Genomic DNA, 19,027 nt, shown 5'->3' with positions numbered 1-19,027 from the left:
TGTCGCTTAGAAACGCGAGATTGCTAGCGGGAGGTTGGTCACTAATGGTGGTCGGCAACTCATCCTGACGCTACCGAATGGCGAGGATTCTGGCAGTTGCCCCCGAGTCGCCAAGCCGTTCGCTCGTGAAAATGACTGGGGTGTCAATTTTCATAAAAATTGTCGCAAAAAACCTGGAGCCATGGGGTATAATAAGACTTAGGTTACGCTATGTGCGTTTGGCTCGGGCAAGTGGCGAGCGGGCGTTTCAGAAACTGCAGTTCAATCTAGACGGTGGGGGTTACTATGACACGGAAAGTAACGATTCGAGACCTGGCCGAGGCGGCGGGTGTTTCAGTCACGACGGTTTCGCAAATTTTAAATGGCAAGGGTGAACGCTTCAGTCTGGATACGCGGCGGCGCGTGCACCAGTTGCAAGAAGAGATGGGCTACGTTCCCGATTTCAATGCCCGCAACCTGATCATGAAATCGGCGCAAACCATTGGGGTCCTGGTCCCGAACCTGGGTAATCCCTTTTTCAGCATGTTTATTCGCGGCGTCCAAGAGACCAGTCGTGAACAGCATTTTATCCCGTTGATCTTTGGTGCCAACCACGATGAGAAGCTCGAAAGCTACTACGTTGAGGAGCTGATCAAACGGGCGGTAGACGGGTTGATCATTGCCAGTGCCTCCATTACGGGGGAAGCCATTGATAATATTTTAAAGAAAAACGGCATTCCCTACCTGTTGATCGATCAAAACGGGGGACCGAGCCTGGACCGCGTGCAGATCAACGATACCCAAGGGGGCGAGTTGGCGGCGGATCATCTTTTGTCGTTAGGGCACGAACGGATTGTCGTCTTAATGCCAGAAAAGCCGACGCAAAACCTGCGCATCCGGGTGGCCGGGTTCAAACGGCGCTTGGCCGAACACCACATCGACCTGCCCGAGACGGCCACGATTCACTCGCCGATGACCAAGCTGGGGGGCTATCAGGCCACAGCCGCCGTCATGGCGCAACACCCCACGGCCGTCTTTGCCATCAACGACGAAACGGCCCTGGGCTTGATGCGCGGCCTGCACGAACAGGGCGTTCGGGTCCCCGCAGATATTTCGGTGCTGGGTTACGATGACATCGACCTGGATGAATACGTGGTGCCCAAGTTGACCACCATCCATCAACCGGTCGTGACCATGGGTCAACAGGCCACGGCCTTATTGATCAACCGGATCAAGGACCAACGTCAGGCCGCCCAACTGGTCGATCTACCGGTCAACTTGCAGGAGCGTGAGAGTACGGCGCCATTGAAATAAATTTTAAATAGTTCTTGTAAGCCTTTTCGAAACATGATACGCTAGGAGTAATCTAAACGTTTACCCCCGGCGTGTCAGCATGGAGTAAAACGTTTTACAAATCGGACACTGTTTAAGGAGTGAAGGTTAATTATGTCAAACAAAGTTACAGTTCTGGGAAGCCTGAACGTTGATACGACGCTGCGCGTGGCGCGGATGCCTCAGCCAGGGGAAACGTTGTCAACTGAAAACAAGAGTAGCGCCGCTGGTGGGAAGGGTGCTAACCAAGCCGTTGCCGCTGCTCGGGCCGGTGCCGAAACCAGCTTCATCGGTAAGGTCGGCAACGACGATGCGGGCCGGTTCATGGTCGAATCCTTGAACAACGATGGTATCGATACCAGTGCCATCATTACGGACAAGACGGTTGGGACCGGATCTGCCTTTATCCTTTTGGACGAGGCGGGTCAGAACAGTATCCTGGTTTACGGGGGGTCCAACCAACAGATCAAGGCCGCTGAAGTCGAAGCGCGCGAAGCCGAAATCGCCAAGGCTGACTTCTTAGTGACCCAATTTGAAACGCCCCAAGCGGCCACACTGGCAGCTTTCAAGATTGCCAAGCAACATGGTGTGACGACGATTCTGAACCCCGCGCCGGCTGCGACCATCGATCCCGAGATCTTAAAGGTCACGGATCTCGTGGTGCCGAACGAAACGGAAAGTGCCGAATTAACCGGCATCGAAGTCACGGACGAAGCCTCCATGGATGCCAATGCCAAGAAATTCCGCGAAATGGGCGTGAAGAACCTGATCATCACCGTCGGCAGTAAGGGTGCTTACTACGCGACCGAACAGGCCTCTGGCTTTGTGCCAGCCTTCAAGGTCAAGGCCGTGGATACGACGGCGGCCGGGGACACCTTCATTGGCGCCCTCAGTTCGCAATTGAAGCCCGACCTCAGCAACGTGGCCACCGCGCTGGTCTTTGCCCAACGTGCTAGTTCCTTAACAGTCCAAGGTTTAGGGGCTATGCCTTCGATTCCAACCGTTGCGCAGATCGAAGCCGCTAGCCAAAAATAAGTTTACAGAAAACAATTGGTAAAATCGCCAACTTAACCGAAATTTTCGGAAAAGTTGGCGATTTTTTTTGCGTTTTGGGACAACCGGTTGCAACATAGCTGAATCGGTCTATTTGGTATATTCGATTTTATTCAAAGACAATCCCCGGTACAATAACTTTTGTGAGAGGGGTTGCATAAATTAATTTAAATTGGTATAGTGATGAAAGTCGATGAACGAAATCGATTTTTACCGGTAAAATCAATGGATTTGTGCCATCAACCAAAAACTAGGCTGTGATTGGTCCGGCCGATTTAAGTGAGGTTATTTAAAAATGTTGAATGAAGAAGTCGTTACTAACCAAGTGAATTTTGACGAAACGGACACCCAAGCGGTCACGGCCGTGCGGATGCTCAGCATGGACATGATTTCGCGGGCCCACTCTGGTCACCCCGGGTTGCCGCTGGGGGCAGCGCCCATGGCGTACGTACTGTTCTCACGGCATTTGCGGGTCGACCCGTCCTTCCCGCAATGGTTCAATCGGGATCGCTTCGTATTGTCCGCGGGCCACGGCTCGGCCATGCTCTACAGCCTGTTGCACCTGAGTGGTTTTGCGTTGGACCGCGATGACCTGATGAATTTCCGCCAATTGGGTAGCAAGACGCCGGGCCATCCGGAAGTTGGGGTGACGCCGGGGGTCGATGCCACGACCGGTCCACTGGGCCAAGGCATTGGCATGGCCGTTGGGATGGCGATGGCCGAAAGTCATTTGCGGGCCGAATACAACCAGCCGGACCTAAACGTGGTCGATCACTACACCTATGCGTTGTGTGGGGACGGGGACCTGATGGAAGGGGTCGCTGCCGAAGCTGCCAGTTTGGCCGGTCAATTACAATTGCACAAACTGATCGTCTTGTATGACTCCAACGATATTTCCCTAGACGGCCCGCTCAGCAACGCCTGCCGTGATGATGTGGCGGCGCGGTTTGAAAGCTACGGCTGGAACTACCTGCGTGTGGATGACGGTGAGGACCTTGCCGCCATCGACCGGGCCATTCGCCTGGCGAAGAATGCCCAAAGCGGGCCAACGTTGATCGAAGTTAAGACGCAGATCGGGGCCGGGAGCCCCAACGCCGGCACGAACAAGGTGCACGGTGCTCCGCTCAGTGAAGCGGATCTGGCAACGACGCGGGCCAACTACAACTGGCACTGTGATCCGTTCACGGTCCCAGCAACGGTCCACGAACGCTTCATGACCACCATCAAGGCACGTGGTTGGGCCAGTCATCAGGAATGGTCGAACTTGGTGGCCCGCTACTCCGACGTCCAACCGGAATTGGCTGCGCGCTTTGCCCAAGGCGTCAGCAAGACCGTTCCCGACGATTTGGCCGACCAGCTGCCGACCTATTACAAGAAGGATAAATTGGCGTCGCGGGCCAGCGGTAGCGAGGTCTTACAGAAGTTGAGCGCCGCCTTGCCTAATCTCTGGGGAGGTTCCGCGGACCTGTTTAGCTCGAATAAAACGGCAGTGGCCGATAGCGACCGGTTCAGCGCAACCAATCCGCAAGGCAAGAACTTATGGTTTGGCGTTCGGGAATTCGCGGAAGCCGCGGCCATGAACGGCATCGCCTTGCATGGCGGTACTCAAGTCTACGGGTCGACCTTCTTCGTCTTCTCGGACTACATGAAGCCCGCCATTCGCTTGGCCGCACTGCAACATTTACCTGTGACCTACGTCTTCACCCATGATTCCCTAGCCGTAGGGGAAGATGGGCCGACACACGAACCGGTGGAACAATTAGCCGCTTTGCGGGCGATCCCCGGGTTAACGGTCTACCGGCCAGCCGATGGCAATGAGACCGCGGCCGCTTGGCTAGCCGCAGTGCAGGCGACGGACCATCCAACGGCCATCGTCTTGTCCCGGCAAGGTTTGGCAACACTGCCTAAGCCCGCTGCAGTCAAGGCTGGGGTCAAGCGGGGCGGTTACGTGGTCGCCGATGCCCACGACCAAGCCGAAGGTATTTTGATGGCCTCCGGGTCTGAAGTGAATCTGGCGTTAGCAGCCCAGGAAAAATTAAGCGAATTGGGTCACGACGTGCGGGTCGTGTCCATTCCAAGCTTTGAACGCTTCAACGCCCAATCGGCGGATTACCGTGAACGAATCTTACCGTCACACTTACGCCGTCGGGTTGCCGTCGAAATGGCTAGTGGCTTGGGCTGGTGCCAATACACCGGCCTAGACGGCACCATGTTGACCCAAGAACAATTCGGTGCCAGTGGCCCAGGCGAGGCCGTCACAGCTATGGCCGGCTTCACGCCAGAACGCGTGGTAGAAGCCTACCTGGCACTTTAAGCAAGCGTTCGGGGAATGAACGTTATCGGAAAATAGGGTGTTCGCCAAACGAGAGTGAGCTAAAAGGTGATTAGCCGGTGAGCATTAAGGCTGCTAGCCGAATAATCCTGGATTGTTTGGTGAACAGATTTAAGCGGAACCGGCTGCCTTTAAGCGCACGTTTCGGCTACGTAAAGGTGACGCGAACGGGCCTGGGAGGTTTTGTCCCAGGCCCGTTTTGGCTTTGGGGGTAAATGGGGGCCTTCCCCCCGCAGCCTAGTATTTGCGCAACGGGTGGCGACGATGTGGTCAACTTTCAGCAGTAACCCCAAATCCCGAAAACCGGCAAAAAAATCTCGAAAGGTGGCGGGATAATCTAGTAAGTTGGTTGAATTATTGGTATATTGGGGGTAAAGATACTGGAGGCGGTTTTTAATGGAAATTCGACGGATCAAGGTACCGACGGCGCTTGTCTGGTCAGCACCAACGGCCGTAACAAAAACAGATCGACCTTACTTGAAGAATGGGGACCTGACGGCGTGGTTAGCTAGCCTGAAGCCCGCAGAAAAGGAACAGCTGGCCGACCGTAATCGAACGGTGACCGAGGCGTTATTCAACGACCGAGTCATTTTAGACCGAATCGAGGGTGAATGGGCCCACGTCTTTGTTACGCGGCAGACGGGGCGTCAGGAACGGCGCGGCTATCCGGGCTGGCTGCCATTGACACAACTGACCGCCAGTGATGAGGAACTCGAATACCCAACGACGACGGTGCGGCTGGTCCACCCGGTCACGGCGTTGTTGGATGCTGACCGCAAGCCGTTGCTGGACTTGCCGCTGGGCACCATTTTAACCACGACGGGTCAGGATGCCGACTGGATTCAAGTCGTGACGCCACTGGGCCAAGGCTGGATTGCGGCCGATGCAGCTAAATTGGGCGTCAATGGCGCAGATGATGGTCGCCGCCTCTTGATGTTAGGCCAACAGTTCATCGATACGCCTTATCTGTGGGGGGGCATCACGCCTCAGGGCTTTGACTGTTCCGGGCTGATCTATGCGCTACACCGGGCCTTGGGCTACACGATTCCCCGGGATACCCAGGACCAATTCGCCAACGGCTATCCCGTCGCCCCAGAGGAACTGGTGGCTGGTGACCTGGTCTTCTTCGCCCATGATCACGGCACGGGCCAAGCCCATCACGTCGGCATGTACGCCGGTAATGGCCACATGTTGCACGCACCGAAGCCGGGCAAGACCGTTGAAATTGCGCCCCTCACCACCAGCGAATTAGCGCCCGAATATGCCGGGGCTCGGCGTTTCTGGCAATAAACCGAAATTGAAGAATTTTCTAAGTTCATGGCAGGAACTCACGCAATTGGTGGGGACCTGCTATACTTGTTTCAAGGGGAAGTGACTCCCGAAATGAAAAGAGAGGGATTACTCATGAAGATAAAACGCGTTATTTTAAGTCTCGCCATTGCGGCCTTAGCCGTGGGCATTGGTGGGCAAACGTTCACGGTTCATGCCGATACCACGGATGCCACGACTGATACCAGTAGTACCAGCAGTTCCGCCACCAGCGGCAGTACGGTGCAGACCAAGGCGCTGTCCAAGGCCTACGTGGTCTACGGCGCTGGATTGGCCAGCGAGGACAAAGACGCCGTGGCGACGGCCTTGGGTGTTAAATCCAACTACACGGCCTTAACGGCAACGGGTAGTGACTACGCGCAGTATTTAAATTCAGCCGGGACCACTGATGCCAGCATGATCAGTTCCGTGGCGTTGGCCCCAGCTGATCCAGGGACCGGGGTCAAGGTCAACATTGCCAAATACAATGGCAGTAATAACATTACCGAAGTGACCTCCCAGCAGTACGCCATGGTGGCCACGATGGCCGGGGTCAAGGACGTGATCATCACGGTGACGGCCGACAAGTCCGTTTCCGGTGAATCAGCTTTGACCGGGGTCTACAAGGCTTTGGCGTCGGATGGGTTAACGTTGAACTCAGAAAACACGCAGGCGGCCAACGGTGTCTTGGATGCCACCCAGCCGGCGATTGACTCGAACAGCAGCAATAAGAAGTATCCTGGGAAGTTGATGTCAGCTGTCGGTTCTGTTTCCTCAGACCTGGCCAAGCAACGGCAAAACGGCGATGACTTGGCCACCAAGGCAGACATTGAAGAGATGCTGCAAAAGGCCTTGGCCAAGCAGGGAATCGACGGGCAAACCAGCTCCACGCAGATTACCAATATCGCGATTGCCCTGAGCAAGGTGCAACAAGCGCCGGTCTCCACCAGCAAGAATTACATCTCCAACGTCACCAATGTGGCCAATAACCTCGCCAATAGTATCGGTGATAAAATGGCTGGCGTGAAGGACTTCGCCAACAGCGCCGATGCCCAAAAAGCCGAGAACTTCATTGTGCAAATTTGGCAAAAGATCGTCAATTGGTTCAAGGGATTACTCGGTTAGAGGCAGTAAGAATAGTGACTTAACGAATAAACGGGCAGGTTTTGCCCGTTTTTTTGCGGCCAATTTTAAATTTCACAAGCTCGGCGGCTAGCGGAACAGTTGTAGGATACAGAAAGCGATAGCAATATTAACTTGTATTCTGCAAGTGGCAGTGAAATATCACAAATTTGGAAATCCGTGGCACGGACACGTAATCGGTTGATGAATGAAAAAGAACAAATGTTTTGATAGCGATGACCGCTAATTACTGATTTTAAGCGATTTCAGCGGGACGAATCCTTTCAGAAAGGGTGAATGGGAACGTCAGTTTATCGGCGAAAATCCGTTAATAATTCCTTAATATTTCACAATGAACTGGGAAAACGTGTGGTACTATTAGTTTGTGATTCGTATTGACTATGAACGACTGGGGCACGAACCCAATTTTGGGTTCAGCGACCCATGTTCAAATTTGTTCGAAAATCTAAAGTCATAAAAGGACGTGTTGGTGAAGATGAGTACAGGACAACGAAAAACAAAAGCAGTTGTTGGCGTCGTCGGTGCCATTGGGGCATTCGCGGCGGGGGCCACGATTACCGCAAATGCGGACAGCATCCAGGTAAAGCAAGGGGATACCGTGTGGGATCTTTCACAAAAACTCGGTGTTTCCGTTCAGGACTTAGAACAACAGAATTCAATCGATGCCAAGACCGATCTGATCTTCGTGGGGCAACGCCTGCAGGTGAAGTCGGCGAAGGCTACGCACAAGAGTTACACGGTTAAATCAGGCGATACGCTGTGGGATCTCGCCCAGACGTATCACGTGTCTGTTGCCCAATTACAAAAGGCGAATCACTTAACGGGCGACATGTTAAGTGTCGGTCAGAAGTTGACGATTCCACAAACTTCAGCAACCAAGACCGCCACGACTAGCACCACGCCTAAGACCAGTGCGACGCGGCAAACCACGCAGAAGGCTAACGCGGTGCAAGCCCAGATTGTGGCTGCCCAACAAGCCGCTGCTAGCAAGCAAAAGCAACAGGCCGCAACCAGCAGTCGGACCGTAACGTCACAATCGACCACTAGTCAAGCCGCTTCTTCGTCAACGCCGACAACGAGTCAGTCACAAACGGCGACGACCAAGGCCCAAAAGACGGCGGCCACGTCATCTAGCGCAACCAGTCAGTCAACGACCAAGTCCATGAAACACGCCAAGGTCGCACAAGCCGTTCAGCAGCCGTCTGCGGCCAAGGTCACGTCATCGACATCTGCCAGCAGTGAACCGGCACAAACGTCGTCAGCAACGTCACAAGCGGCTTCTACGACGACTTCCTCGACTAGTTCGACGGCTACCAGCCAAAGCCAGGCCACGACTAGCAGCGTGACGCCTACTCGACGGAGTCGCATGGCCGCGCCGAAGACGGTAACGAGCCAGAGTCAAACAAGCGGTCAGTCCAGTCAAAGCCAGACTAGCCAAAGCCAACCAGCTACCAGTCAATCAACGACGTCGGTAGCCGCGAAGACGACCACGCAAACGGGCAGTCAAAACGCCACGGCCACCACGACCACCAAGAAGACCAAGCGTCTGAAGACGACCACGCGTTCGGCCGTCGCTCGGCAGGCGCCAACGGCTTCCAGTGCGCAAGGTACCACGACTTCCAGCAGTAGTGCGGCGGCTAGTGCTAGTTCAGTCGCTACCAGTACCAGCACCAAGAAGACGACCAGCAAGGCGGGGTTAACGTCGGGGTCAGTCACCGGATTAGCACTGAAATTGGCCTCGGCCAACATCCCTTACGTTTGGGGTGGCTCCTCATTGAGTGGGATGGACTGCTCCGGGTTGGTTGCGTATGTTTACCAACACGCCTTGGGCGTCAGCTTGCCCCACAACACGGTTTCTCAAGAAGCTTACGTGTCCACGCATTCCGTGGGTTCTGCCAAGCCAGGCGACATTTTGTTCTGGGGATCGAAGGGCGCAACCTACCACGACGCGATTTACTTAGGGAATAACCAATTCGTAGCGGCTCCAGAACCTGGACAAAACGTCAAGGTGCAGTCGATCAGCAAGTACTTCATGCCTTCCTTCGCCGGAACGTTGAAGTAGAGCGCTTTCAGGCCGACCGCCTGTTTTAGCCACTTTTAAAAAATCGCTGAAAAAAGTTTAGATTTTCGTTAACAAATCCGCGCCTAAGTGTTATGATTCTTTTTGTCATTTAGAGACATGAGCTAATCATAAATAAAACTAGGTTAAGGACGTGAGAAAGATGAGTAATCGAATTGAAATTCTGGAGGAATATCGTCGCGCTAATTCCCAATTAGCCACGTTAAAACGTCAGGAGTCAGAAAATGTTCATTCAAGTTCGGAAACGGTGCGAATTGAACCGCGGTACGGCGATGAGATGAACGACTTGACCAATAAGTGCGCTCAGCTGGACATGATCTTGGAAGCCATGGCGGCCTCCGAGGATTAATCTAAACCAAACTAAAAAAGAGGCTTCAACCAGTTTGTCGGTTGAAGCCTCTTTTGTTAGCGCCTGGCTTAAATTGTTAAATCGAACCAGAACGGGTATTGGGTGACACCCACGTAGACGTCAAAGAAGCGCCCACCCATTTCTTCGCCGTCGAGTTGCCCATATTCAATGGCCGGGACGGTGAGGTGGACTTTATCTGTCTGATAGTAGTGCACGGCTTTAGACGTTAAGTGCTTTTTAAAGACCAGCCGTAGCGCTAACCAGAGTAACTTGAAAAAGTTGGGCTTTTCAATCACCACGAGATGCAACTGGTGATCGGTGATCGTGGCGCCCGGAGCGATACCGACCCCGCCACCGAAGTAGGGATGGTTAGTTGTAGTTACCAAGAAGGCGTGCGGATAGATATCCCGTCGATTGCCAACGTGGACCGTGAGGGTGAATCCCGTTTGGTTGTAATATACATCTAACGCTGAGGCCAGGTAAGAAAGTGACCCCAAGTGGTGCTTGTTGAGCCAAACCTTCGCCTTCGACTGATTGGCTTGCGCAATGATGGCGGCGTCAAAGCCAATCCCCAAATTGTTGGTGAAGACGCCGCGCTCCTGCTTGATGGTTTCATTATAGGTGCCCACGTCATAAGTCGTGGCGTGGGTGCAGTGAATGATTTGGTCAAAGGCGTCTTCCCATTTCAAAGACAGGCCGGCGCCGCGAGCAAAGTCATTGCCGGAACCGATCGGGAGGTAGCTGACGGGAATCGGATAATCCCGATGGTGTTTCGTTAAACCGTTGATGGCCTCATGGAGAGTCCCATCACCACCGATGGCCAAAACGACCCAATCTTGGTGGGGTTCATCAGGGAGCTGTTTCGCGAATTGCTCGCTTAGAAGAACTGTGTGGTGGGGGTAGGCCGAGATTGCTAATTGGTAGGAGACCTGAGTCGCATCTAAGCGTTCTTTGATCTGAGGCCAAAGCGTACCGGCGTGACCGCTTCCCGCATGTTCATTTAGGATGATATAGAACTGGACACTCACCGTACTGCTCCTCTCAATTTTTAGTCCATTTCATTATAAACGAAAACGTCCGGGGTGCCTAGTGATTATCGCAGTCTTTCCATAGTTGTAACAAATTGGCCGGTCAACGGCTTCATCCGGAAACTTTGTGGGTGGGTAGAAATCAGCTGTTTATGGCTGACGAGGGTTCTACCGGTCCTGGGGAATGGTTCCAACCAAAGGACGCGCTTCGCGGCCAGGCGTCATTATCATTTACCAGCCCGCGGACTGTCATCTGGCACCATGATACAACGCCACGCCCAGGATGTTGCTAGCCAGGGCGTGGTCACGACTATACGGGCCGAAGCCCAAGGGCGGTCTCGACACCTCGCTTTGAGCCGAGGAGCACGTCTACGGTGTGCTTGTCGGTAACAGTCGTCTTACCCCCAGGTAGTAGCTCATTAATGACTAGTCTTTGACTAACACAGTGTTACTGATAATCGCTACCTTGCCGGAGGCAGCTAGGGATGGCCCCATCTGGGTCGGCGCTGTAGGCTGAGGTTTTGTCTCAGCCTACAGCGCGGGACGACTTGAGAGACTGGCGGACTTTGCCAGGCTCTCAAGCGAACCGGAAGACCGTCCCTCAGGCTGGAGGTGTTCCCCAGAGCAGGTGGAACCCTGGCTGACGCAGGCGCCTGGTTTCACCAATTTTAGGTGTCGGAACACCGTCGTTACGGCAATCAACGCGTTAATTTTAGGCTCAACTTTCAGTTAATGCCTCAAAAAAAGGCCCGAGACAGTTGTCTCAGACCTTTAAGCGATTACTTTGTCATGATGAACATTGGCAGGATCATTGGGTGACGCTCGGTCTTCTCGAATAAGAAGTTTTGCAAGTCATCAATGACTGCATTGCGAATCGAAGCCTCAGTGGCCTTAGGATTGCGCATTGCCCGGCGAATCGTTTGGAAGACGCGCCGACGGCCTTCATTGAGCAGCTCACCGGATTCGCGCATGTAGACGAATCCACGGGAGAGCAGGTCAGGACCAGCCTTGATTTCTTGGTTCTTCAGATCGATGGTGGCCACCACGACCACTAGGCCTTCTTCAGAAAGTAACTGACGGTCGCGTAACACGACGTTGCCAATATCACCGATACCAGAGCCGTCGATGTAGACGTCACCGGCAGTGAAGTGGCCCGCGACCCGCGCTGAATCCTGAGTCAACGCTAACACGTCACCATTTTGCAGGATAAAGCTGTGGTCGAGTGGGACCCCACATTGTTCCGCCAACTCGGTGTGGATCTTTAACATCCGGTACTCCCCGTGAATCGGCATGAAGAACTTGGGCTTCATCAGCCGGAGCATCAGCTTCTGTTCTTCTTGGCCACCGTGACCGGAAGTGTGAATGTTATTGACCTTACCGTGAATGACGTTAGCGCCGGCTTCTTCCAGTTCGTTAATGACCCGGTTCACGGAAATTGTATTCCCAGGAATTGGGTTACTGGAGAAGACCACGGTGTCGCCAGGTTGAATTGCAATCTGGCGGTGGGTCCCATTGGCGATCCGGGAAAGGGCCGCCATGGGTTCGCCTTGTGAGCCGGTACAGAGGATCATGACCTTGTTGGCCGGCATGGAGCGAATGGTGTTGGCGTCTACGAGCGCGTCGTCAGGGATGTTTAAGTACCCGAGTTCACGACCGTTGACGATTGCGGCTTCCATCGACCGGCCAAAGACGGCGATCTTCCGGCCATGAGCCAATGCCGTTTCGCAGGCAGTCTCAATCCGGGAAATGTTGGAAGCAAAGGTCGCAAAGATGACCCGGCCCTCGACTTGGTCAAAAATCTTGCGGATGGATTTACCCACCCATTTTTCTGACTTCGTCCAGATGGGGCGTTCGGCGTTCGTACTATCGGACATCAAGCACAAAACGCCTTCTTCGCCCAGCTTGGCCATCTTTTGCAGATCAGGCGGCTGGTTGGTGACGGGTGTTAAGTCGAACTTATAGTCACCCGTTTCCACAATGGTGCCGACTGGTGTGTGAACGGCGATTCCCAACGTGTCAGGAATGGAGTGGGTCGTCCGGAAGAAAGAGACGCTCATCTTCCGAAATTTGAGCACAGTGTCATCGTCAATTGTGTGTAGTTCAGTCGATTTAAGTAATCCGTGTTCTTCAAGCTTGTTTTTGATCAATGCTAAGGCTAACGGTCCCGCGTAAACGGGGACGTTGAGCGCTTTGAGTAAATAAGGAATCCCGCCAATATGGTCTTCGTGGCCGTGGGTGATCACTAGCGCCTTGATTTTGGCTTGGTTTTCAACGAGGTACTGGTAGTCGGGGATGACATAGTCAATTCCTAACAGTTCGTCCTCTGGAAATTTAATCCCGGCATCAATTAAGATGATTTCATCTTGAAATTGGATTCCGTAGGTGTTTTTCCCGATTTCACCAAGTCCACCCACGCCAAAGATAGCGGTCTCGTTATTTTTGACGTTTAACTTGTTCATTCAGTGAACTCCGTTAATTTGTAATTCGGATTCTGTTGTTCGTAAGCTAAGGTGTTGCCTTCAATAGCTTCGATGAATTCGATATTGTGGTCCGTGTGGGCTTCCACTTGTGCCCGGGCTTCAACCTCGGTTGGGGCCTCCAGGTACAGAGAGTGCGTATCCTCGCGCTTAGGATTCCGCTTCTTATCTTCTTGGTAATATACTTTGTAAATCACAGACAAAACTCCTTCAATTTAAACGATTTAATTTACCGATTCGTGAGCGAACGATAGATTATTTATGTCCTGCCGAACTGCGGGTTGCTTACACAACAATTAGCACAATTTTAGCATAGTTTCAGCCGATTGTATAGAATTACCACTGGACGGGAAAACATGCTATGATTAAGCTAACGTGAAGTGAACGGAGGAGACGCCATGGCACTAATAGTAGAAATCGTGATTGGTATCATCATTGCCTTGGTTATTTATGTCATGATTCACCGCATGATCGTCCAACGAGCGACGCGGATGGTCCGGCGAAATGCCCAAGATGAAACGGATGTCGCGGTCAAGGCGGCCTTGCAACGGCTGGTCAATGATGACGTGTTGACGGAAGAAGAATGTCACATTACGTCGGCCGTCACGGTGGCGGACGTCTGGGGGCGCGGCGTCATGGCCTTTGAGTACGCGATGCCGATTGGCATGGACGCAAAACGGCGGTTGCCGCAATTAGAAGCGGCCTTTAATGAAGCTTTGGCCAGCTTTAGTGCTGACCACGACATCAAGGCAGTCGTCGCCGGGCCGGCCTTTGTGGTCAGTGATATTTGGCTGTACGAGGGCCAACTCCACGTCGATGTGGCGTATCTGATGAACGAGTCGACCGTCGAATACTTGAAAGATTTAAAGAAATTAAACGATCCGGCCGTCCGTGACCTCTAAAGATTGTTAAAATAATCACAATATAATGGAAGAAACGCGTTTATTGGGAGAGCCTGAATCGTCGATAAACGCGGTAGTAAGGCGCTTTTGACCCGTATCAGTGGGGTGAAAGCGCCTTTTTAGTAACGGTCAGTTAGTGAGCGAAGACGAGATGGCCTGAATCATGCGCTGTGTCAGCGGGGGATGGTAGTCCTGGTAGCGGCAACTTGACGGACCCAATGCAGCGACAGAAATTACTTGGGATTAGGCAAGGGTGACAGCACAAGGGGAGACACAACCATCGTTTTTTCTAAAGAAAGGATTAAGAAGCGTCAGGTGGGGGTCACAAAATACCCAATTATTTCGTTAGTAGTAAGTGTCAGCAACTAGAATCTAGGACGAAATTGGGTTATGGAAATGGAGAGATTTGGCATAATAGACTGAACCAGGCGCTGCTGGTATTGACTATAGTGGCCGTGAGTTCACTAGAGATGAGTTCAGCTGTGGAAGTTCCCTTAGTGCCACGGGCCACGGCGCATAGGGAACTGGCGTCTTTGAGACGGGTTCTTCGGCTCGACCCGTCTGCCCTCAGCGTTCCAACTCATCTCTAGCGAACGGTAAGGCGGCCAGCAACCACTATGCTGAATTTAGTGGCCAAAGAAAAAGAGCCTGGACAAATTGTCCAGGCTCACAAAGCCAATGTTAATAACGACTGCTGAAACGGGTACTACTCAATCATGACCATGTCATCGTCGCGGGCGAACGGTTCGTCCTTGTTGATGTGGTCGTAGAACAGCGTCCGGTGCATGTGATCGATTTCGTGTTGGCAGACGATAGCGGGGTAATTCTTCAGGCGAACCTGATGCTTTTCTCCATTAACGTCGTAGTAACGCAGGGTGATGCGGTCGTGACGGGGCACGAAGCCGGGGACGTCGCGATCAACGGACAAGCAACCTTCACCCTCGGTCAAAGCGCCCATTTGGACGGATTCGGAAACGATGACCGGATTGATGATGACATCGGTGAAGGGGGACTTGCCGCCTTCTTCTGGGGCTGGGACCAAAACGGACGCCATCTTCTTGGAAACACCTACTTGAGGGGCAGCCAAACCGACACCGGCACGCAAACCATATTTCTTACATTGTTCTGGATCTTGCGAAACCACTAAATATTCCATTAAGTCCTTGGCGAGTTGTTGATCCTCCGCTGAGAGGGGGAACGTGACGTCCGCGGCCTCTTGGCGTAAGACGGGGTCACCGTCACGGACAATATCTTTCATGAGAAACACGAGCAATTACCTCCGCTTAAATTTAAATCTAGTTATTTTCCATTGTAACATACCCCCGAAAAGAAATGAAATGAAAAGAAAACGGTTTCTATTTTCAAAAAAAACCGAAAACAGATAATCACAACTGCGAGTAGGGATTTGGCCGGATCCCTTTATTTGTCACAATGAAAGGGCTTGCATGACTTCTGAAAAAATGGTACATTTTAAACGTAGTCAGGAAACGCAACGTTAACTCACTTTTAGTTAACAATTTCATATCAAGTGAAAGGAAAGTGTTACTTATGGCTAATGGAAGCAAACAGATTGTAGACTTTGCCAAAATCAAAGCTACGATGGCTGATCCGTATAAGCACCCGGTTCAAGTCATCAATGGAGATGGCAAGGTTGTTGATCCAGACACGTTGGCAAAATATTCAGATGACCAACTTGTTGACTTCATGAAGAAAATGGTTTGGGAGCGTACCTTACACGAACAAACAATGAACTTCTCCCGTCAGGGTCGCCTCGGTTTCTATGCTCCAACTGCCGGTGAGGAAGCCAGTGAAATGGGAAGTGTTACCGCATTTAAGGAACAAGACTTCCTGTTACCTGCATACCGTGATTTACCACAAATGATTCAACACGGTACTACCGTTGCAAAAGGTTTCTTATGGTCCAAGGGTCATGTTCAGGGTAACCAATACGAAAACCCTAACATGTTATTCCCACAAATTATCATTGGTGCCCAATACGCCGAAACTGCTGGTGTTGCTTTGGGTATCAAGAAGAACGGCGACAAAGACCGCGTAGCCTTTGTTTACACCGGTGATGGTGGTACTTCACAAGGTGACTGGTACGAAGGAATCAACTTCACCAGTGCTTACCAAGCACCTGCCGTATTCTTCGTTCAAAACAACGGTTGGGCTATTTCCGTTCCACGGAAGAAGCAAACCGGTGCCGAAACGTTAGCACAAAAGGCCGTTGCCATGGGTGTTCCTTCCGTCCAAGTTGATGGGATGGATATCGTGGCCGTTCACGAAGTTGCTAAGGCAGCCCGTGACTTTGCCGTTGCTGGTAATGGTCCAGTTGTTATTGAAACGTTAACTTACCGTTATGGTGCTCACTCCTCTGCTGGTGATGATCCTTCTCGTTACCGGACTAAGGAAGAAGAAAAGCCTTGGTTCGATGCAGATCCATTGATTCGTATGCGGAAGGTCTTAACTGACAAGGGCGTTTGGTCACAAGATCAAGAAGACAAGTTAGTTGAACAATACAAAGACGAATTCAAGGATGCTATGAAGGAAGCTGAAGCAGCACCTGCACAAAAGGTTTCTGACTTCTTGAAGTGGACTTACAATGTTCCTACTCCAGCCGTTAAGAAACAAATTGCAGAATTCGAAGCAAAGGAGTCGAAGTAATCATGGCTAAAATGACTTATATCAAAGCGATCACTTCTGGTCTGGATCAAGTCTTAGCGGATGATCCTAAGACATTGATCTTCGGTGAAGATGTTGGTAAAAACGGTGGTGTGTTCCGGACTACTGTTGACTTACAAGACAAGTACGGCGAAGACCGGGTCTTCGATACCCCACTTGCTGAATCCGGTATCTTAGGTTTAGCTATTGGTTTATCCTTAACTGGCTGGCGGCCAATTCCTGAAATTCAATTCATGGGCTTCACGTTCGAAGCAATGGATGGGATTGTTGGCCAATTGGCTCGTGACCACTACCGGTTTGGTGGCCAAAAGAACTTCCCTGTTACCATCCGTACGCCATTTGGTGGTGGGACTCACACCGCTGAAATGCACGCCGATAACTTGGAAAACTACTTTGTTAGCACCCCAGGTCTGCGGGTTGTTACCGCATCAAACCCATACGATGCTAAGGGCTTAGTCATCTCCGCTATCGAAAGCGACGATCCAGTTCTGTTCATGGAAAACTTGAAACTTTACCGTTCAATGAAGGATGAAGTTCCAGATGACAAGTACACTGTTCCGTTGGACTCTGCTAAGGTTGTTCGCGAAGGTACTGATATTACCCTTGTGGCCTACAGTGCTGAAGTCAACGAAGCCTTGACCGCTGCCGATGCTTTAGCTAAGGACAACATCTCTGCTGAAGTTATTGACCTGCGTTCCTTGTCACCAATTGACACTGATACGATCTACGCTTCCATTGACAAGACCCACAAGGTTGTTGTCATTCAAGAAGCACAACGGATGGCCGGTGTCGGCGCCGTGGTTGCATCAGACATTGCTGAAGACAAGATCATGTCATTGGATGCCCCAATTGGCCGGGTAGCTGCGCCAGATAGCGTTTACCCATTTGCCCAAGCTGAAAATGACTGGATCCCTAACTCCGATGATATCGAAGCTAAGGCTCGCGAAATCTTCAACTACTAAAATTAACATCTAAACATTAAACGATAAAATTAACGATGTGGGAGACATCCTGCATTAGATGAAAGAAAGGAAGTTTTCCCATGGCTTATACGTTCAAACTCCCAGAGCTTGGTGAAGGAATGGCCGAAGGCGAAATTTCTTCATGGCTTGTTAAAGAAGGAGACGCAGTTAAGGAAGACGACACGTTAGTCGAAATCCAAAACGATAAGTCTGTTTCGGAATTACCATCACCCGTTGCTGGTACTGTATCACAAATTGTTGCACAAGAAGGGGACACTGTTGAAATTGGCGATCCACTGATCGTTATTGACGATGGTTCAGATACCCCTGCTGACTTGAGCAAAGCTAGCGACTCTGCAGACGACGCTCCAGCTGAAGAAGCTGCGCCAGAACCAGAAGCTGCCCCAGCTCCAGCAGCACCTGCTGCTCCAGCTGCCGCTCCTACCGGTGTGCCTGCTGCTTCAGATCCAAACAAGTTAGTTATGGCAATGCCATCTGTTCGTCAATACGCACGTGACAAGGGCGTTGACATTACCCAGGTTGCCCCAACCGGGAACCACGGACAAGTGTTGAAGGCTGACATCGACAACTTCAATGGCGCCGCTGCACCTGCAGCCGCTGCTGCTCCAGCTGCCGAAGCCGGTGGCAAGGCCGTTGCTGGTCAAGCTATCAAGCCTTGGAACGCTGACAACCCAGATCTGGAAACTCGTGAACCAATGTCACCAATGCGGAAGATCATTGCCAAGAGCATGCGGACTTCCAAGGACATTGCGCCTCACGTAACGTCATTTGACGAAGTTGAAGTATCTGCTTTGATGGCTAACCGCAAGAAGTACAAGCAAGCCGCTGCTGACAGAGACATTCACTTGACCTTCTTACCTTACATTGTTAAGGCCTTGGTTGCCGTTATGAAGAAGTACCCTGAATTGAATGCATCAATCGATGACACGACTCAGGAAATCGTCTACAAGCACTACTACAACATTGGTATCGCTACCAACACTGATGATGGTCTTTACGTACCAAACATCAAGGCTGCCGATTCCAAGGGTATGTTCGAAATTGCCAAGGAAATCACTGAAAACACGCAAGCTGCTTACGACAACAAGTTAAGCCCAGCTTCCATGGCCGGTGGTTCCATCACGATTTCTAACGTCGGCTCAATCGGTGGTGGCTGGTTCACGCCGGTTATCAACCAACCTGAAGTTGCGATTTTAGGTGTTGGCCGGATTGAAAAGGCCCCTGTAGTTAACGAAGATGGCGACATCGTTGTTGGCCGCATGTTGAAGCTTTCTCTGAGTTACGATCACCGTCTGATTGATGGTGCCTTAGCTCAAAATATTTTGAACGACATGAAGGCATTGTTACATGATCCTGCAATGTTGTTAATGGAAGGGTAG

15 protein-coding genes are annotated in these 19,027 nt (G+C 51.7%); 11 read left to right on the top strand and 4 right to left on the bottom strand.

The genetic code is table 11. The annotated features are described in order from the left end of the window. Positions 1 to 285 precede the first annotated feature (285 nt). From rbsR to LKH74_RS02120, 7 genes are all read left to right on the top strand, one after another. The gene (gene rbsR / locus LKH74_RS02150) at positions 286 to 1,293 is read left to right on the top strand and encodes a ribose utilization transcriptional repressor RbsR (RefSeq protein WP_135368687.1); all 1,008 of its coding nucleotides are present in this window, start codon (positions 286 to 288) and stop codon (positions 1,291 to 1,293) included. Positions 1,294 to 1,425: 132 nt separating this feature from the next. Continuing rightward, entirely contained in the window at positions 1,426 to 2,346 is a 921-nt protein-coding gene (gene rbsK, locus LKH74_RS02145; RefSeq protein ID WP_287707791.1) for a ribokinase, read from the top strand. A gap of 313 nt (positions 2,347 to 2,659) precedes the next feature. Continuing rightward, positions 2,660 to 4,678, top strand: a complete 2,019-nt coding sequence (gene tkt / locus LKH74_RS02140; RefSeq protein ID WP_287707792.1) for a transketolase — start codon at positions 2,660 to 2,662, stop codon at positions 4,676 to 4,678. 414 nt (positions 4,679 to 5,092) lie between these two features. Beyond that, positions 5,093 to 5,986 carry a C40 family peptidase gene (locus tag LKH74_RS02135; RefSeq protein ID WP_135368684.1) on the top strand — a complete coding sequence of 298 codons (894 nt, stop codon included), beginning with the start codon at positions 5,093 to 5,095 and terminating at the stop codon, positions 5,984 to 5,986. Between the two features lie 114 nt (positions 5,987 to 6,100). Further along, positions 6,101 to 7,129, top strand: coding sequence for a DUF1002 domain-containing protein (locus tag LKH74_RS02130; protein ID WP_287707793.1), 1,029 nt, complete (start codon positions 6,101 to 6,103; stop codon positions 7,127 to 7,129). Between the two features lie 493 nt (positions 7,130 to 7,622). Continuing rightward, positions 7,623 to 9,209: a LysM peptidoglycan-binding domain-containing protein gene (locus tag LKH74_RS02125; protein ID WP_287707794.1), complete on the top strand. Its 1,587-nt coding sequence runs from the start codon at positions 7,623 to 7,625 to the stop codon at positions 9,207 to 9,209. Between the two features lie 160 nt (positions 9,210 to 9,369). Next, positions 9,370 to 9,576, top strand: coding sequence for a hypothetical protein (locus LKH74_RS02120; protein WP_135368682.1), 207 nt, complete (start codon positions 9,370 to 9,372; stop codon positions 9,574 to 9,576). A 68-nt stretch (positions 9,577 to 9,644) separates the two neighbouring features. Here LKH74_RS02120 and LKH74_RS02115 read toward each other — a convergent pair whose 3' ends face one another. From LKH74_RS02115 to LKH74_RS02105, 3 genes are all read right to left on the bottom strand, one after another. Then, positions 9,645 to 10,604, bottom strand: a complete 960-nt coding sequence (locus LKH74_RS02115; protein WP_135368681.1) for a diacylglycerol/lipid kinase family protein — start codon at positions 10,602 to 10,604, stop codon at positions 9,645 to 9,647. Between the two features lie 779 nt (positions 10,605 to 11,383). Continuing rightward, entirely contained in the window at positions 11,384 to 13,063 is a 1,680-nt protein-coding gene (rnjA, locus tag LKH74_RS02110; RefSeq protein WP_135368680.1) for a ribonuclease J1, read from the bottom strand. Beyond that, positions 13,060 to 13,278 carry a DNA-directed RNA polymerase subunit epsilon gene (locus LKH74_RS02105; RefSeq protein ID WP_135368679.1) on the bottom strand — a complete coding sequence of 73 codons (219 nt, stop codon included), beginning with the start codon at positions 13,276 to 13,278 and terminating at the stop codon, positions 13,060 to 13,062. Before LKH74_RS02105 ends, rnjA begins: the two co-directional genes overlap by 4 nt. A 201-nt stretch (positions 13,279 to 13,479) precedes the next feature. On the opposite strand from LKH74_RS02105, the gene LKH74_RS02100 reads away from it, so the two are divergent. Next, the gene (locus LKH74_RS02100) at positions 13,480 to 13,983 is read left to right on the top strand and encodes a hypothetical protein (RefSeq protein WP_287707795.1); all 504 of its coding nucleotides are present in this window, start codon (positions 13,480 to 13,482) and stop codon (positions 13,981 to 13,983) included. 706 nt (positions 13,984 to 14,689) lie between these two features. On the opposite strand, the gene def is transcribed toward LKH74_RS02100, so the two are convergent. Beyond that, on the bottom strand, positions 14,690 to 15,250 hold the full coding sequence (gene def, locus LKH74_RS02095) for a peptide deformylase (protein ID WP_135368677.1): 561 nt from the start codon (positions 15,248 to 15,250) through the stop codon (positions 14,690 to 14,692). Between the two features lie 281 nt (positions 15,251 to 15,531). On the opposite strand from def, the gene pdhA reads away from it, so the two are divergent. The 3 genes from pdhA to LKH74_RS02080 all read left to right on the top strand — a co-directional run bounded on the left by pdhA (position 15,532) and on the right by LKH74_RS02080 (position 19,027). Continuing rightward, positions 15,532 to 16,647: a pyruvate dehydrogenase (acetyl-transferring) E1 component subunit alpha gene (pdhA, locus tag LKH74_RS02090; protein WP_135368676.1), complete on the top strand. Its 1,116-nt coding sequence runs from the start codon at positions 15,532 to 15,534 to the stop codon at positions 16,645 to 16,647. A 2-nt stretch (positions 16,648 to 16,649) separates the two neighbouring features. Continuing rightward, complete coding sequence (locus LKH74_RS02085) at positions 16,650 to 17,627, top strand: alpha-ketoacid dehydrogenase subunit beta (protein ID WP_135368675.1); 978 nt, start codon at positions 16,650 to 16,652, stop codon at positions 17,625 to 17,627. A gap of 80 nt (positions 17,628 to 17,707) precedes the next feature. Further along, positions 17,708 to 19,027: a dihydrolipoamide acetyltransferase family protein gene (locus LKH74_RS02080; RefSeq protein ID WP_135368674.1), complete on the top strand. Its 1,320-nt coding sequence runs from the start codon at positions 17,708 to 17,710 to the stop codon at positions 19,025 to 19,027.

The organism is Levilactobacillus sp., assembly GCF_022646225.1.
Classification (GTDB): Bacteria; Bacillota; Bacilli; order Lactobacillales; family Lactobacillaceae; genus Levilactobacillus; species Levilactobacillus suantsaiihabitans.
The sequence above is the reverse complement of the archived record's forward strand: the minus strand, read 5'-3'. Positions and strand labels throughout refer to the sequence as shown.

Coding starts and splice junctions, on each gene's coding strand:
- rbsK (WP_287707791.1), top strand. CDS start 1,426: ATGTCAAACAAAGTTACAGTTCTGGGAAGCCTGAACGTTGATACGACG.
- LKH74_RS02130 (WP_287707793.1), top strand. CDS start 6,101: ATGAAGATAAAACGCGTTATTTTAAGTCTCGCCATTGCGGCCTTAGCC.
- rbsR (WP_135368687.1), top strand. CDS start 286: ATGACACGGAAAGTAACGATTCGAGACCTGGCCGAGGCGGCGGGTGTT.
- LKH74_RS02080 (WP_135368674.1), top strand. CDS start 17,708: ATGGCTTATACGTTCAAACTCCCAGAGCTTGGTGAAGGAATGGCCGAA.
- LKH74_RS02100 (WP_287707795.1), top strand. CDS start 13,480: ATGGCACTAATAGTAGAAATCGTGATTGGTATCATCATTGCCTTGGTT.
- LKH74_RS02085 (WP_135368675.1), top strand. CDS start 16,650: ATGGCTAAAATGACTTATATCAAAGCGATCACTTCTGGTCTGGATCAA.
- LKH74_RS02135 (WP_135368684.1), top strand. CDS start 5,093: ATGGAAATTCGACGGATCAAGGTACCGACGGCGCTTGTCTGGTCAGCA.
- pdhA (WP_135368676.1), top strand. CDS start 15,532: ATGGCTAATGGAAGCAAACAGATTGTAGACTTTGCCAAAATCAAAGCT.
- rnjA (WP_135368680.1), bottom strand. CDS start 13,063: ATGAACAAGTTAAACGTCAAAAATAACGAGACCGCTATCTTTGGCGTG.
- LKH74_RS02125 (WP_287707794.1), top strand. CDS start 7,623: ATGAGTACAGGACAACGAAAAACAAAAGCAGTTGTTGGCGTCGTCGGT.
- LKH74_RS02120 (WP_135368682.1), top strand. CDS start 9,370: ATGAGTAATCGAATTGAAATTCTGGAGGAATATCGTCGCGCTAATTCC.
- tkt (WP_287707792.1), top strand. CDS start 2,660: ATGTTGAATGAAGAAGTCGTTACTAACCAAGTGAATTTTGACGAAACG.